The following is a 14,880-nucleotide window of genomic DNA, read 5'->3' as shown; positions in this document are numbered from 1 at the left end:
GGGTCCCGACAGGCATATCTCTACCGTGAGAACCGAATCTTGTGGAGGAACCACCGCTTCCAGGAAGAGGATGTTCCTGTGCACCCTCAAACACGCTGCGCGAACTTAGAGTTGACCACAAGCAAGCGGAAAACCCGCAGGTCAGCGCCTACTTCGCCGGAGTGTGCCACCTCGGTCGTCAGAGCGGGACGCCTGTGCGCCGGTTCGTGGCCGCGGGTGTCACTCCGTGGACCCTCCTTCCACGGACACCCCGTGTGAGCTGTGGTAATGCCGCCTTCTCCCATCGCGTGGACCGCGTCCCGCCAGCAGCAATCGGATATTGAGTTCACGTCCCGCTACGCGACACAACGAGCCTCATGTCGACCGCAGCCGGGGAACCTGAGCGAGGAGCCATTGCCCCGCCCCCAACCGCCCGGCGAGAGTGATCAAACCCCCTGGCGCCGCCAGCGAGTGCACCGATTTCTACACTCTGGAGTACCACCCGTGAGCACCCACGCGCCCCACCGGGATGACGGCCCCACCGGGCACCTCGTCGTCCTGGGCAGCGGACCGCAGGCGGAGTGGGAGCACGCCATGCAACGCCTCGCCGCAGTCGGACCACTGCTCCTCATCGACACGGAACCGCCGACCTGGCAACGCCCCCATCTTGCCGCCGCCCGGACCGCTAACCTCCTCGACCCCCCTCAAGTCGTGAACGAGGTAGCGAAGTCGGCCAGCACCCAGTCCATCGCCGGCGTACTGACCTTTCATCCCGCCCATGCCCGCACGGCCGACCTGCTCCGGCGCGAGCTCGCATTGCCCGGGCCGTCCCACGCGATGACCGAAGCGACCACCCTGCGCCACCGCACGGCCCAACTCCTCAGCGCTGCCGACGTGGACAACAGCGGAGCCGTCCATGCGGACTCCTACGACCAGGCCCTGGAAGCAGCACATCAGGTCCGATTCCCGCTCGTGTGCAAGCCTGCCTCGCCCCGCACGCGGTACGCCGCGCGGCAGGTCACCGGCCTACCCGAACTTGCAGAAGCCTTCGCTGCGGCCACCGCCGCCACCTGGCCGGGCACCGGCACTGTGATAGAGCCACTCTTCGACGGGATCGAAGCCACCGCCTACATCTCCGACTCACCATCCGGACCCACGACCGTCGCGATCTCCCATGCCACCTTTGACCCGCAGGCCGAACCCGCACTGCTCCCAGTGGAAGTGGTGGTCGACGCGGAAGACGTCTGCGCGCCCGCCGTCGAGGACACGGCGAGCCGTGCGCTGGCCGCCCTCGGGCACCGCTCAGGACCGGCGCAGATCCGCATGCGGATCACCTCAACCGGGCCCCGGGTCATCAGCGTCACCACCCACCTCACCGACCCCCTGACAGGCATGCTGATCGAGCAGGTGACCGGGATCGACCTCATCTCCCAGGCCGGCCACCACGCCCGCGGGCAGACCCTCCTGACCGATGAGAGTCGCCTCGGCGCGAGCGCGGTGCGCTTCCTCCAGGGTCACGGCACGACCCCGTTGCTGCCTCCGAGCACGGTTGCCCCTCACCACATCACCCCGTACGCCTCCCTCCAGCCGTATCCGGCCGAGCACCGCGTCGGAACCCTGCGGCGTAGCGGTCACATACTCGCCTCCGGCACGGACTATCCCCAGGCAACCGCGCGCCTGCGCAACGCCGCAGCCCAGCTCCGCGCAGCACGCCTGTCCGCATAAGCAAGGGGCCCGACCATGTGTTCTCGCTCGCTCTTCGCCACCGAACTTCCCTATCCCCTGCGCCCGGGCAAGGGCCGTCCCCTGCACCGCGCGCGATCCCGTCCGCAGGCGCCGTCACCGCGCACGAGGCCACCAGCCAAGTGACGGCGCGCTGGCATGGCCAGGTGAGAGCGAGCGAAGGCGGCTGACAGGTCAGACGGCTGCCTGACCCGGCAGCCACCAGGCCAGCGGCTCCGGCACCAGCCAATTGCCCCCTGCCCCCGGCCCTGCGCGAGAATTGCCCAATAACTGCGTCGCCGACATTGACCGACCGGTCCACCACCCGAGTTCCGACAGTGACCCCAGCACCCGGACCCGAGCCCGTACGATGGGCCCGCAGCTGACCGGCGGACCTCGGTCCGGTACGAGTTCAAAAGGGGGGCCCCTATCTGTTTCGTCAACCCTGGCGGGGCTGGTTCGTAGGCGTTCGTGCTGGTTTTCGGGAACGTGCCGCGAAGCGGGACGTTCCCGGCGGATCGGGTGCGGTGCGAGCAGCCTGATGGCCGACGCGGCGGGGGTGGTCGTGCCGGTGACGGGTGCGGCGGTCTGGAAGAGGTAGGGGTGACGTGGATGTCAGGCGGCGAGGTCGAGGGCGCGCGGTTCGTAGAGGGTGCCGGTGCGGATCATCGCGTGGATGACGTTCACGCGTTGCCGGGCCAGGCGGAGGATGGCCTGGGTGTGGGTCTTGCCATGGACCCGCTGGCGGTCGTAGTAGATCCGGGAGGACGGGTCGGCTTTGCAGCCGATTGCGGCGAACGCAGCCTGGAACAGTGCGCGTTTGAGGAGCCGGTTGCCGCGGTGGGGCGCGTGCTCGCCGCGGATCGAGGTGCCCGAGGACTTCGTGGCCGGGGCGAGTCCGGCGTACGAGGCGAGGTGTCCGGCAGTCGGGAAGCCGGTGCCGTCACCGATCGCGACTATCACTGCGGCCGTGGTCCTGACGCCATGCCGGGCAGGGACGTCAGGAGGTGGAAAAGAGGGAGGGCCTCCAGCAGGGCGGCGATCTCCTGCTCGGCCTGGCGTCGCTGGGTGTGGGCGGCGGCGAGCTGGGCGGCCAGGCCCGGCACGATCAGCGCGGATGCTTCGGTGCCGGGAACGACGAGGGTCTGCTCGGCGAGCGCCTCGAAGATCTCCCCACTCAAGTGGTGGGCCTTGCGCGAGCCGTGTGCCCTGAGCAGGTCCTCGCAGCGGGTCCGGCCCAGTCTCTTGAGCCGGGCGGGCGAGCCGTGCCGCTGCAGGAGGGCCTGGACGTAGGGGTAAGCCAGGCGTGGCCCCAGGACCCGTTCCAGGGAGGGGTGGATCTGGGAGAGCAGGCCGCGCAGCCGGTTGGTGGTGCGGTTGACCTCGCCGGCCAGGTCGTTGTCGTAGCCGGTGAGCATCGTCAGCTTGGCCAGCACTTCGTCGTCGCGGTCCACCGCGCGCAGAGTGTGCGGCATGGACCGGGCGGTCTCGGCGATCACGAACGCGTCGCGGGCATCGGTCTTGGCCTCACCCGGGTGCAGGTCGGCGGCTCGCCGCATCGACAGGCCGGGCAGATAGGCGACCCGGCAGCCCGCCGCGCGGGCCACCGTCAGCGGCAGTGCGCCGATGTTGGCGACCTGGTCCACGATCACCAATACGGTGCCGAACTTCGCCACCAGCTTGGTGAACAGCTCCAGCAGTTTCGGTTCGGTGTTGGGCAGCCGTTTGTCGTGCACCGTTCTGCCGTCCCTGGTCCGGCCGTGGGCGTGGTGGAACTCCTTGCCCAGGTCCAGGCCGAGGAAGAGATTTATCGCGGTCGTGTCCACCATGTGCGCGTGCCCCTCGCCTCTCGTCTCCTCAACTCCCGGCCGTCCCTGCGGCACCACAGTGAAGTAGGCCGCCGACGAGGTGCCCGTGGCGCGGGTCCTTTTCCGACGGCCCCTTCCCGAACGACGCATGCGACTTTCACCGCACGTCGCTCTCCAGAGGTCGCCTCCGGGTGGAGGAGGTGGCTCGACCCGCATGGATGTCTTGGTGACACGTTTCGCAGACAATGAGCGTCTTGCGTTTCTTGCGCGCCATGAGGACTACCCATGAAGGTCGATCGGGCCGACCGGGCCGTTTGAGATCGGCCATCTTTCGAATGTGGTGGACGTGCAGGTTCGATTTCGAGCCGCACATTTCACATTCGCCAACCAGCAGTCGTTGCAGGAGTTCATTTCCGCGACTTCGGTTGGTGGCCGGTGCCCGGTCGGCCATTTCTGCGGTGCGCTTCCGTTTGAGTGGAATCCCGCCGAAGGTGGCAACCAGCGGCTTCCTCCCGTTGTCACGGGGGACCGTGACTTGCAAGCACCATCGGGGACCGTCCGGTGTTTCGGTGGTCGCATAGAGCTTTCGCGCCATCTTCCGGACAGAGGCCCTGTGCTTGTTCGCGAGGGTTCTGAGCATAGAAGTTTCCATAACCCATCGCAGACGCCCCAGACGGTGAACGTCTTGGGCAAGGAGGTAGTACTGCACCACACCTCGGTATTCCGCCTGGTACTTCACCACGATCGAGTAGTCGCTGTCGTGGATCAGTGCCCCGCGAGATGCCGGTCTTCCGCGTCTCATGTAGATCGCGCATCGCTGCCGGATGACGCGCTGCGGCACGTAGAGCCCGATGACGCCGTTAGTGGCTCGACGCCCTCGCGATATCTTCGTATCGCTGCGCTGTGCCCTGATCGCATAGCCCAGGAAGCTCGCCGCCTGGCTGGCGGCGTGCGTGATGAGGGTCTTGGACTCGGAGAGTTCCAATTTGAGTTTTTCTCGGAGGAACACCCGAATTTGCTCCCTCACCTCCTCGGCCTCGCTCTTGGGCCCTGCGAACCCGAGAAGCCAGTCGTCCGCGTACCTCACGTACCTGAGGCGGCGGTAGTTCGGATCGTTGGGATCTAGGCTGGGCCTGCTCCGCTGCTGCTGCCGAAGCTGCTGCACTGTTGCCAGGTCCCCATACTTCCTTGCCCTGGCGATCCGAGCTGCGACCCGCTGGTATTCAGGGTGGCGCCTTCTCGTGTCTCCTCGGTTGTAGTCCGGCAGAAGGCACTGTTCAACGAATCGGTCAAATTGGTTCAGATATATGTTGGAGAGGATCGGTGAGGCCACTCCACCCTGCGGAGCACCGCTGAGTGTTGAGTGCCATCGCCAGTCCTCCAGGTATCCAGCCTTCAGCATCCTGCCGATCAGTTGCAGGAAGCGGCCGTCGAAGATCTTCTCCGAGAGGACCCCAAGCATGATCTCGTGATCCAGGCTGCCGAAACAGTCGGAGATATCGCCTTCGATGAACCAATGTGTACCTTTCCAGGTCTCCGCCACCTCACGTAAGGCAGTGTGGCACCCCCGTCCCGGGCGGAAACCATGGGAGCGGTCAGAAAACTGGACATCGTAGTACGCCTCCAGAATGAGACGGACCACTTCGGCCACCAGTTTGTCGGACCAGGCAGGAAGTCCCAGCGGGCGTTTCTTTCGGGATCCCTTCTTCTCGATATAGACCCGCTTGACCGGCGTCCATCGGTATGACTCGGAGCGAAGAGCGCCGATGATCGTATCGATCTTCGCCAGCGACATGCCGTCCGCAGTCTCTCCGTTAACCCCGGGCGTCATCGCACCCGCATTGGACTGAATTCGTCCGTAGGCCATGAGGAAAAGGCTCGTGTTGAACAGCTGCCGATAAACTCTCTCCAGCGTCAGGCCACGCCTGCCGCGTTCCCGGATGACATGTAAGACCGTTTCGGCACTCTGCATTACGCATGCCTCCCGGCCCGAATGTCTCGATCTCCTGTGCTCCTTCGCCCTGTGGACGGCGTTCCCGTCCCCCCTGGCAGGCCGTTACCCCCGCGACTAGTACGAGCACTCCGTCGCCATAGGGCTCGCGCCCCGTAGGCGATCCCGTGGTACGTCTTCGTTGTACGTATCGAGCTCGACGTAGGCCGCCCACTCATCTCCTTGACCGCTCTCGTTGAGCGGCGCTCCTCGTCCCGGAGGTTGCCTTGCCGACCGGCGCCGGCGGCGGGCAGGACGAAGTGTCGGTGACAGGCGTCGTTCCGACGGCGGTGGTAGACGCCGCTGGAAATTGGGCTTCAAGCAATCCAGCCTTGGCCGTATCGAGCGGGTCTTGCGGCGCATCGTCCTGGACGCCTCCGGGCGGCCACCGCTTCCCTGGCATGCTGTTGTCCCCTCGCGCTTTCGCGTCCAGGTGAGCCAGGTGACCCAAGAACATCCCTCCAAGTTCCTCCCGACTGCGTCGGGGATACAACGAAGCGCCTCACGGCGCACCGCCGGCAACCACGTTACGCAGACATCCCCACCCGCAAAGCGGTCCGGCATTGCGCCGGACCAGGCGGTCGTCAGGCCCCTCATCAGCGGTCAAGCGGTGCCCCGAGACCCGGCGGCAACACCCCCCAGGTCATGCGTGCGACAGGGGGCAAACAGCCATACCGGGCCCGGGGGCCAGGCGCCCCGTTTCAGGGCCACGAGAAAGGTAACGGGGCGGAGCAGCCGCGAGCAGGTGCTCCTGTGCGTCGTCAGGTCAGCCGTTACCCGCGGGGCGGTAGGAGCGTCGGCTGGTCAGACCAGCGGCGAGGCCCTGTAGTCGTAGTTCAGGTAGCCCTTGCCGTCGTTGCGCCATTCGAGCTTCAGCTGACCGTCGACGTACGCCTTCGCGTTCCCGACCGGGTAGCTGATCGTTGGCGTGGTGTAGCTGTTGTTGTAGTTGCCCCAGTAGTCGGAGTTCTCCAGCTTGGCTTCGATCCCGTAGTAGTTGCCGCTGCGGACAACCGGGTCGGTGCCGGCGACGGACTTGGCTATCCAGATCCGCAGGTATGCGCCGTTGAAGATCGACGTGTCGTCGACCTCTTCGACGGGGCCGTCCCAGGATGCCTTCGCGTAGCTGTACACCGTCGAACCCGAGCGGGCGGAGCAGAGACTGATCTTGATGTCCCAGTTGTCCGCCCACGGGCCGGAGTAGGCCGGGTTGTCGATGGACTTCGTGCTGGTGGTGCATTTGTAGGAGAGCGCCGACGCTCGTGAAGCGGCGAGAAGCGAGGTGCCGGCGAGAGCGGCGAATGTGAGCGCGGCGGCGGTCCCCCGGCGGGCGTTCGAGGAGAGGTTGCGCATCCGAAATCAGCTCCAGAGTGATGTAAGCCGCATAGCGGGCGGCAGGTGGGTGTGGCGAGCCATGTCGACCAGCCCACGGCGGTCAACGGAGTAGGGAGAAAGGGGTGTCTGGCCTGCCGGTCGGGTTCCTGGCATCGGCAGGCACGCTCGTCCGGCGACGCATGGGGGCCGCTCTTACAACGCTGTGGCTGAGGTGTCAGCCGTTCCGGACAGAGCTGTCAGGCGGCGCTGGTGGGCTGGGGCCACCGGTAGAGGTGCATGAGCTGCTCGAGGACCGGGGAAGAGCCGATCCCCAGAAGGACGCAGGCTTCCAGTCCATCCGTGAAGGATGCTCCCGGACGGCTCGTTGCCTTTTCCAGGCGCGGCTGGTCGCTTGCGGAGTGCGGGAACCTTGGCGGGGCAGCGGTCCTTGACGTTCTCGCCCGCACCCACACCACTCCACCGAGCGACGGAGCCCAAGGCCTGATGGTCGCGTTCGGGCCCGGCTTCACCACCGCAGCCATCCGCGGCACCTGGGCGGCCTGACCCCCATCGGGGCTGGAAGACACAAAGCGCCCTCCAGCTGATCGCTGGAGGGCGCCCCTCAGGAGGGGATCACAAGGTCCCGGTTGCCACGGCGTTGACCATTACGCGGAGCGTGTCATGCCTGAAGACCAGGGCGGGCCCGTGCGGGTCCTTACTGTCCCGGACAGCGACCGCGCCACCATCGATGACTCCGCACTCGACGCAGTCGGACTGAGCCCCAGACGCGCTGGACTTCCACCAGTCCACACGCAGTTCAGAGGCAGTACGAACGGTAGGGCTGTAGGCCATGGCGTCCCCAATCACGTTGGTCATCTGTCTCGGCTCGTCAACGGCCGCTGCTGACATGCAGAACTCTACGAAACGGGTTCCGGTTCCGCCGCCGGGTCGGGCGGTCACCAGCAAATGCCGAGCATGTCCAGAGCCGCGATCCGTTCGGCGGTCAGGCCCCCCTTCTTGACGCCTCTGCGGAGCTGCTTCTGGTGGAGGACCCATGACCCGAGCCGGATGCCGTCCGGTGCGACGTAGGCGTGTGGCACCCGCAGGTGGCCGTGAGCGGCGTGGAACGCACGGGCGGCAGCATAAGCCTGCTGCCAGCGTGCCTCAGTCGCGTTCCACGCCACCCCGAGTTCTTCGAGTGCGGCCACTCGGTCCGGCGGAAGTTCGCCGTTGCGGTTCTTCACCCGCTGGGTATTGAGCCAGCCACCAAGCCGGTGCCCGTCGGTTGTCTCGTAGGACTTCGGCACGTTCAGATGCCCGTGCTCCTGGTAGTAGGCGCGGGCAGCGTCGAGACCGGCCGCCCACGCTTCCGCGGCCAGGCTCACCACCCACTCGATACCGAGCGCTTCGAGAGCCGCGGCACCTTCAGGAGCCAGCTTCCCCCGCTTGTACTGGGCCCGCTGCTTGCCGAGCCACTCGCCGAGGCGCCTGCCGTCGTCGGTGATGTGGCTCTGCGGCACTCGCAAATGCCCGTGCGCGGCCCGGAACGCGGCGGCGGCGGCAAGGTTCTCGGCGAACGCGTCAGCTGCGGGGTTCCAGACCATGCCGATCGTCTGCAACTTCTGGACTCGGTCCGGGCTCAACCGGCCGCGGCGGTGCTCGTAACGTCGCTGGGCGATCCAGTGCCCCAGGCGGAATCCGGTGTCCGTGCGGTGACCGGCCGGGACGAGGAGGTGTCCGTGTTTTTCGTAATACCGCTCGGCCTCTCCGTATCCCTCCCACCACGGGCTGGTGGTCTGCCGTACGAGCAGTAGCTTCATCCGGGTCAGGAAGTCCTGGCTCGTGCCGGGCGGCAGCACGAACGTGATCTTCCCGGGAAGCTGCGGGTTGTACGAGGAGTCCTTGTACCGGTGGTTGTCGAGAGCGATTCCCAGCGCTTCATCGTGGGCGCGCAGAGCACGGATGACCTGCCACAGCGTGTCGTAGTCCCCCGGGTCGAGGTCGCCGATCTCTCCATCTTCCTCGGGCACGACCAGCGGCACGACGATGGTCGACGGGCCCTGCACCTGCGGGTCGCGCCGCAGCGCACGTCCCACGGCCTGGGTGATGTCCACCGCGGACCGTTTCGGGTGGGCGAATAGGATCGCGTCGACGGCCGGCAGGTCGACGCCTTCGCTCAGGCACCGGGCGCTGCTGATGACGGACCATCCGCCGCCGGTGTCCCGCAGACGGTCCAGAACGCGGCTGCGGACCCGATGGCCCATCTCGCCATGCACGTGTCCCGCATACAGGTCCTCCTGTGTCCCGGGCGCGACACGGGCCAGGGTGCCGGCCAGGCTCCGGGAGAACTCGGCCCCCGCCTCGATGCTGGGGTGGAACGCCAGCACGCGCTGGATATCGAACTGCTCACGGGCCCGGCCCAGCGCGGCCTGGGCGACGACGGTCTGCAGCGAGGGCCCACCAATCTGTTCCACGTACTCGACCCGCTCGTCCGCCATGAGTTTGCGCGCCTCGCTGTCCGGGATGCCGACCACCGCAATGCGGTAGTCCTCCAGGTAGCCCTCGGCGATGCCCTGTGCGAAGGAGTACCGGCCGAGGACCGGGCCGAACACCCCCTCATCGTCCATGCCGACCATCGCCGCCGAACCAGCGTTGAGGCTGATCCGCAGGTCCTCGCGCGGGGTCGCGGTCATGTACAGCCGCCGCCGGGACGGGAGCCGCGCCGGGTTCAGGATCTGGCGGGTGGTGAACTCCACCCGCCCAGCCAGATGGTGCGCCTCGTCCAAGATCAGCATGTCTAACGGGGCGGTTGCCACGACCGCGTCCGCCAGGCGCGGCGCGGACATATACGTGCACAGCGCCAGGCGCAGACCGGTCACCGGCGGTCGTCGTAACCAGGCCGCAATCGCATCGGTGTCCGTGGTCACCGGGACCGGGAGGTCCTCGGCGTGGACTGCGGCGTCCGCGACGCTGTCGTCGCCGCATACGACCAGCACGTCCAAGGGCTGCCGGCTGTTGCGTCCCCATGCCTCCAGGGTCTGTGCGGCCAGCGCGAGGGACGGAACCAGCACCGCGACGGTGCCGCCCCCGGGCAGCAGCTCCTCTGCGGCGCACTGTCCGACGACCGTCTTCCCGCTCCCGCACGCCATATGGACCTGCCCGAGCCCGCCATCCCTCAGGCCCGCCACCACGCCGTCGATAATTTCCCGCTGATACGGGCGCAGCTCAATCACTCGGACACCGCCCGCGAACTCGATGGCGAGGTCCTCGCGTCCCAGACCATCCCACGGGCGTCCAGCGCCGTACGCCGTTCGGGCGACAGCTCACCCCGTGAATTGCCCTTGGCAAGTCCCCGGTAGAACACAATCTTCGCGCCGAGCGGGAACCCCTCAGCGTCCACGTAGTCCACCCGCACCCTCAGGTGCCCATACTCCTGGATGTGCCTGTCGCAGGCAGCGAGGAAGTCCTCCCACTGCTCCTCCCGCGGAGACCACACGACCCCCAGTTCCTCCAGGGCCGCGACCCTGTCTGCGGACAACTGCCCCTGGCGGTACTTGTAGCGCAGCGCCACCAGCGCCGATCCGAGCCGGGATCCGTCTGCGGTCCGGTACTTGGTCGGCACGTCCAGGTGCCCGTACTCGGCACGGTAGGCACGCAGCGCAGCAAGGTTCGCCTCCCACCGCGGATCCGCCTGGCCGGGCACGGTCACCCCGACGGCACGCAGTCGCGCTGCTTCCGCCCGTGCCAGGCGGCGTTCGCCCTTGACGACCGCGACGAGCCAACCGGCCGGCCGGGCCGGTGTGCCCGGGGCCTCGTAGTCCGCGGGGATTTCGGCGTGCCCGTGGGCGGTGTGGAAGTGTTCCACCGCGGTGATCAGGTCTGCCCGCTGTTCCTGATCCGACCAGCGGAAGCCGAGCCGGTCCAGGGCGGCGGACTCTTCGGCCGACAGGGTGCCGCGGGCAGTACTGCGGAGCTTGCGGATGCGACTCCCGAGCTTGTAGCCGTCGGGGTCGACGTGGGAGGCGGGCACATCGAGGTGGCCGTGGTCCTGCAGGTAGCGGGCGAGACGGTCGTGGGTGTCCCAGAAACGGGTTCGGAGCGCCCCCCACACCATGCCCAGCCGGGTCAGGTCCGCGGCCCAGGCCGGATTCAGCTCTCCGCAGTTCTGCTGGCTGCGGCGGATCGACAGCTGCTTGCCCAGTGGGTACCCGTCAGGTGTGGTGTAGTCGGTGGGGACCCGCAGGTGTCCGTGCTCGGCCTGGTAGGCGCGGGCCGCGGTCATCAGGAGCTGCCAGCGGGCGTCCACCGGTTCCCATTCGATGCCGAGGTCCTCCAGTGCCGTCACGCGGTCCGCTGCCAGCCAGCCCTTGCGGTAGTCACTGCGCTGCTGGTTGAGCCAGGTGCCCAGCCGGTGCCCGTCGGGTGACCGGTAACCGCTCCGAACGAGCAAGTGGCCGTGCGCCCCCCGGAAGGCAGCGGCCCGCCCGTACCCCTCCCACCAGGGGGAGGTCACCTGCCGGACGGTCAGCACCGTGAGCTTGTCGAGGATGGTCCGGGACGTCCCGTCGGGCAGCACGACGGTGATCTTCGCGGGCAGTTGGGGGTTGTGCGTCGACGGGGAGGACCGCCGGGTGTCCAGCGCCAGGCCCAGCGGCTCGTCATGCGCACGCAGGGCCCGTACCACCTGCCACAAGGTGCTGTAGTCGCCAGCGTCCAGGTCACCGATTTCGCCGTCCTCGTCGGGCACGACGACCGGCACGATGACCGTGGACGGGCCTGGCGTGTCCGGGTGCCGGCGCAGCGCCCGGCCCACTGCCTGCACGATGTCGACCGAGCTTCGCTTGGGGTGCGCGAACACGATCCCGTCGACGGCGGGCACGTCGACACCCTCACCGAGGCAGCGGGCATTGGACAGCACGGTCCAGCCTTCAAGGGGTGGAGTACGCAACCGGTCGATGAGCCGGGCCCGGGTCTGGTGGTCCATCTCTCCATGGACGTGCGCGGCATACGGCTCGGGCATGCCGAGTAAACGGGCCACTCCCGGCAGGCTCCGGGCGAACTCGGCCGCGTGATCCACCCTCGGGTGGAAGCTCAGCACGCGCCTCAGTCCGTGCAGTCGGCTCGCCTTGACCAGGGCGGCCTGCGCGACCATGGTCTGCAACGACTGGGCGCCGGGCGCGTCGACGTACTCGCGCTGCGTATCGGCGAGCAGGGCACGGGCCTCCCTGTCGGACACGCCGACGACCAGCAGCCGGTAGTCCTCCAAATAGCCCTCGGCGATCGCCCGGCTGAAGGGGTAGGTGTAGAGGACCGGTCCGAACAGCGTGCGGTCGTCCATCGACAGATGCCCGTGCCGTTCCGCTGAGGCCGCGTCGATCCGTGGCGTCGCAGTCATGAAGAGCCGGCGGCGCGCTGGCAGCCATGCCTGGTTCATCACGCGGCGCACGCTGTTCGCAGATGGATCAGGGCGCCCGGCGAGGTGGTGCGCTTCATCGAGCACCAACAGGCCCAGCGGTCGGCCCGTGCCACGGACCGCGTCGGCGAGCCGCTCAGCGGACGCGTAGGTTCCTGCGATCAGCCGGATCCCGCTGTCGGGCACCTCCAGCCAGGCACGGATCTCGTCGGTGCTGGTGGTGACGTCACCGGGCAGATCAGTGGTGTGGACGGGCGCGTCGACGACCGTGTCGTCCGAGCACACGGCGAGCATCCTCCCAAGCGGTGCACTCGCCTGCGCCTGCCAGGAAGCCAGGGTCTGAGCGACCAAGGCCAAGGAAGGAGCCAGTACCGCGACCGTGCCACCATCGGGCAGCAGCCTTTCGGCTGCGCGCTGCGCCGTGAGGGTCTTGCCTGATCCGCACGCCATGTGGACCTGGCCGAGGCCGCCGTCGGCGAGGCCCTCAGTGATCGCGGCGACTGCTTCTTGCTGGTAGGGGCGTAGCATCACTCACTGTCCTCGTCGTCGGCGTAGTTGATGCGGGCGTCGGTCTGGTCGGCCGCGTGGGCGCAGACCTGCCGGTGCCAGGAGGCCGACCAGCGGCTGCCCTTGTTGGCGGCCAGGAACTCCTCGTCGTTGCGGTAGGTGATGAGCACGTCCTCGTCCGCGTCGTCGAGGCCGGCCACCATGTCGGCGACCGCGCGGGCCGTCTCCTCCTTCAGCGCAGCGATCTCGGGGCGGAGGCGGCCGGGGATCGGGTCGCGGCCCTGCTCCCACGAGCGCAGGGTGCGCGGGTTGACGCCGAGGAGCTTGGCCAGGTGGTCGCCGGTGAGCCCGAGTTGCTCGCGGGTGATGCGCAGTTCGGCCGCGGTGAGCGGTTCTTCCTCGGCAAGCTCGTCCCGCAGGTTACGCAGGTACTCGTCCAGGCCGTGAACCACGGCGACCGGGGTACGGGTGTCGCCCTCCGCCCGCGTGACGCAGGCGGCCATGCCCTGGGTGATCTCGGCCTCGATCTCGTCCAGCCGGGCATCGGTGGTGTCGGCGGTGATGTCGTAATCGTCCACCTCCTGCCCGTTGGTGGCACCGTCGATGTCCCACGCCTGGACGATGTCGATATCGTCGAACCCCTGCGTCTCCCCGCCGAGGGCGCCGTACCCGAGGTTCAGCCCCAGGCGCTCCGTGATCTCTTCCTCGGCGGCCTGCGCGTCTTCACCGAGGCGCGCCACGTGGTTGTTGCCGTCCCATTCCTCCTCCCAGTCGGCGAGCATGCGCTCGGCGAACGGGCGGATCTCCTCCATCACCCGGTTCGCCGCTTCGGCGGTCAGGACGGGAACGCCGTAGCGTCGCTCGAACCCGTAGGAGACGGAGAACGGGATCGCGTTGCCGATCTCGGAGTCGTAGTCGGCGAGCAGCGTGCCCTCGCGCAAATCCAACTCGATGTAGGCCAGCTGGGCTTCGGACTGGCCGTCGTAGTGGCGGTACAGCCCGGTCGGGTCGGTGCACTCGATGATGCGGACGCTCATGGCGGATCCCCTTTCCAGGGACAGTCTTGGGTGGGTGGTCTTTAGAGGGCGGCGATGGCGGCGCGGATACCGGCGGCGATCAGGGACCAGATCTCCTCGCGGTCGGCGACGCGGGACTCGGTCCAGCCGTAGCGGCAGTGGAGCTTGCCGTCGGCAGCGTCGAACCAGACCTTGTCGACGGAGCCGAGAATGAGACTGGCCTGCCGGTTGGCGATGGTCTCGCCGTCCCAGGCGGCCCAGGAGATGTTGCCGGTGTTGTACCGGTTGATCTCCAGGGGCAGGTACTGGGTCCAGTCGTTGATGTAGACGCGGTCGTGGCCGGCCTTGGTCCAGCGGCTGCCGCCGATCGCGACCAGCGTCTCGGTGGAGAAGACCACCGGCTTCGCCTTGGGGGCGGGGCGCTTCATCTTGCCGATGACGATGCGGTGGGCGAGGGAGGCGGCGTCGATGACCCAGCGGCCTGCGGTCTTGGTGGCGGTGATCACGCCGCGGCGGCACCAGGTGCGGATGGTGTCGACGGTGACGTTGGCCTGGGCGGCAGCCGCGGTGGTGTTCATGGGGTTCTCCGAGTGTCTTACGGAGCGGGCTGGGGCTGTTCCCCTGCCTCACACCCCACAGGCTACACCCTAAAATAGGGTGTAGCGCAAGGGGCTGGCTCAACTCCTTTGAACCCGCAGGCCAGTCGACCCAAGCGCGGCGGAAGTCGAGCTAGACAAGCACCTGCCCCGCGACATGCAGTCGGTGTCGGCGGTGACGGCGAGCAGACGTCCGGCCTACCCGTTCTGCAGCCCCGCCTCAGGCCGGCACACCTCGCACGGCTCGATGTCCGGCTCCGCCAGGGCGATCAGCGCTTCCTCACGGTTGAGGTATCCGAGCTCAGTCTTGTACAGACCGCATCCGCCACGGTGCAGCATCGCGGGCGTCCCGGCCCGCTGCGGCTGAAGCTTCCATATCTGCTCGATCCGCGCCCGCTCCCGGCGCCACCGGTCTTGTTCCTCGGCGCGTTCGAGGTCACGGATTCGGGCCCGAACCTGCCGCAGCTGGTACTCCAGCCACTCGGCCAGTGCACGGTTCTTGTCCAGGTCGGACACGCCGTCCGGGTCAGGCACC

General features: G+C 67.7%; 9 protein-coding genes and 1 pseudogene. 1 reads left to right on the top strand and 9 read right to left on the bottom strand.

Features of this window, described 5'->3' with window-relative positions:
- Positions 1-483 precede the first annotated feature (483 nt).
- Positions 484-1,704 (top strand): hypothetical protein, encoded by a 1,221-nt coding sequence (locus tag ACGF2V_RS20535; protein WP_362708147.1) that lies wholly within the window; start codon positions 484-486, stop codon positions 1,702-1,704.
- Positions 1,705-2,316: 612 nt separating this feature from the next.
- Here ACGF2V_RS20535 and ACGF2V_RS20530 read toward each other — a convergent pair.
- The 9 genes and pseudogenes from ACGF2V_RS20530 to ACGF2V_RS20490 form a co-directional block, all read right to left on the bottom strand.
- Positions 2,317-3,530 (bottom strand): annotated as a pseudogene (locus ACGF2V_RS20530) (IS110 family transposase).
- A 136-nt stretch (positions 3,531-3,666) separates the two neighbouring features.
- Positions 3,667-5,481 (bottom strand): reverse transcriptase domain-containing protein, encoded by a 1,815-nt coding sequence (locus tag ACGF2V_RS20525; protein ID WP_362708145.1) that lies wholly within the window; start codon positions 5,479-5,481, stop codon positions 3,667-3,669.
- Between the two features lie 822 nt (positions 5,482-6,303).
- Positions 6,304-6,852, bottom strand: coding sequence for a hypothetical protein (locus tag ACGF2V_RS20520; protein ID WP_362708142.1), 549 nt, complete (start codon positions 6,850-6,852; stop codon positions 6,304-6,306).
- A 594-nt stretch (positions 6,853-7,446) separates the two neighbouring features.
- Positions 7,447-7,665: a DUF397 domain-containing protein gene (locus ACGF2V_RS20515; protein WP_362708324.1), complete on the bottom strand. Its 219-nt coding sequence runs from the start codon at positions 7,663-7,665 to the stop codon at positions 7,447-7,449.
- A 104-nt stretch (positions 7,666-7,769) separates the two neighbouring features.
- The gene (locus ACGF2V_RS20510) at positions 7,770-10,046 is read right to left on the bottom strand and encodes a Helicase associated domain protein (protein WP_362708140.1); all 2,277 of its coding nucleotides are present in this window, start codon (positions 10,044-10,046) and stop codon (positions 7,770-7,772) included.
- Positions 10,043-12,754 (bottom strand): Helicase associated domain protein, encoded by a 2,712-nt coding sequence (locus ACGF2V_RS20505; RefSeq protein ID WP_362708138.1) that lies wholly within the window; start codon positions 12,752-12,754, stop codon positions 10,043-10,045. The genes ACGF2V_RS20510 and ACGF2V_RS20505 overlap by 4 nt, the downstream gene beginning before the upstream one ends.
- Positions 12,754-13,770, bottom strand: a complete 1,017-nt coding sequence (locus tag ACGF2V_RS20500; RefSeq protein WP_362708135.1) for a DUF1870 family protein — start codon at positions 13,768-13,770, stop codon at positions 12,754-12,756. The genes ACGF2V_RS20505 and ACGF2V_RS20500 overlap by 1 nt, the downstream gene beginning before the upstream one ends.
- Before the next feature lie 41 nt (positions 13,771-13,811).
- Entirely contained in the window at positions 13,812-14,327 is a 516-nt protein-coding gene (locus ACGF2V_RS20495; protein ID WP_362708133.1) for a hypothetical protein, read from the bottom strand.
- Positions 14,328-14,543: 216 nt separating this feature from the next.
- Positions 14,544-14,879 (bottom strand): DUF6233 domain-containing protein, encoded by a 336-nt coding sequence (locus tag ACGF2V_RS20490; RefSeq protein WP_362708131.1) that lies wholly within the window; start codon positions 14,877-14,879, stop codon positions 14,544-14,546.
- Between the last annotated feature and the right edge of the window lies 1 nt (position 14,880).

It is taken from the genome of Streptomyces sp. NPDC047982, assembly GCF_043204165.1.
GTDB lineage: Bacteria > Actinomycetota > Actinomycetes > Streptomycetales > Streptomycetaceae > Streptomyces.
This window is presented reverse-complemented; position numbering and strand designations above follow the sequence as displayed.

Coding starts and splice junctions, on each gene's coding strand:
- ACGF2V_RS20525 (WP_362708145.1), bottom strand. CDS start 5,481: ATGCAGAGTGCCGAAACGGTCTTACATGTCATCCGGGAACGCGGCAGG.
- ACGF2V_RS20520 (WP_362708142.1), bottom strand. CDS start 6,852: ATGCGCAACCTCTCCTCGAACGCCCGCCGGGGGACCGCCGCCGCGCTC.
- ACGF2V_RS20515 (WP_362708324.1), bottom strand. CDS start 7,665: ATGGCCTACAGCCCTACCGTTCGTACTGCCTCTGAACTGCGTGTGGAC.
- ACGF2V_RS20505 (WP_362708138.1), bottom strand. CDS start 12,754: ATGCTACGCCCCTACCAGCAAGAAGCAGTCGCCGCGATCACTGAGGGC.
- ACGF2V_RS20500 (WP_362708135.1), bottom strand. CDS start 13,770: ATGAGCGTCCGCATCATCGAGTGCACCGACCCGACCGGGCTGTACCGC.
- ACGF2V_RS20495 (WP_362708133.1), bottom strand. CDS start 14,327: ATGAACACCACCGCGGCTGCCGCCCAGGCCAACGTCACCGTCGACACC.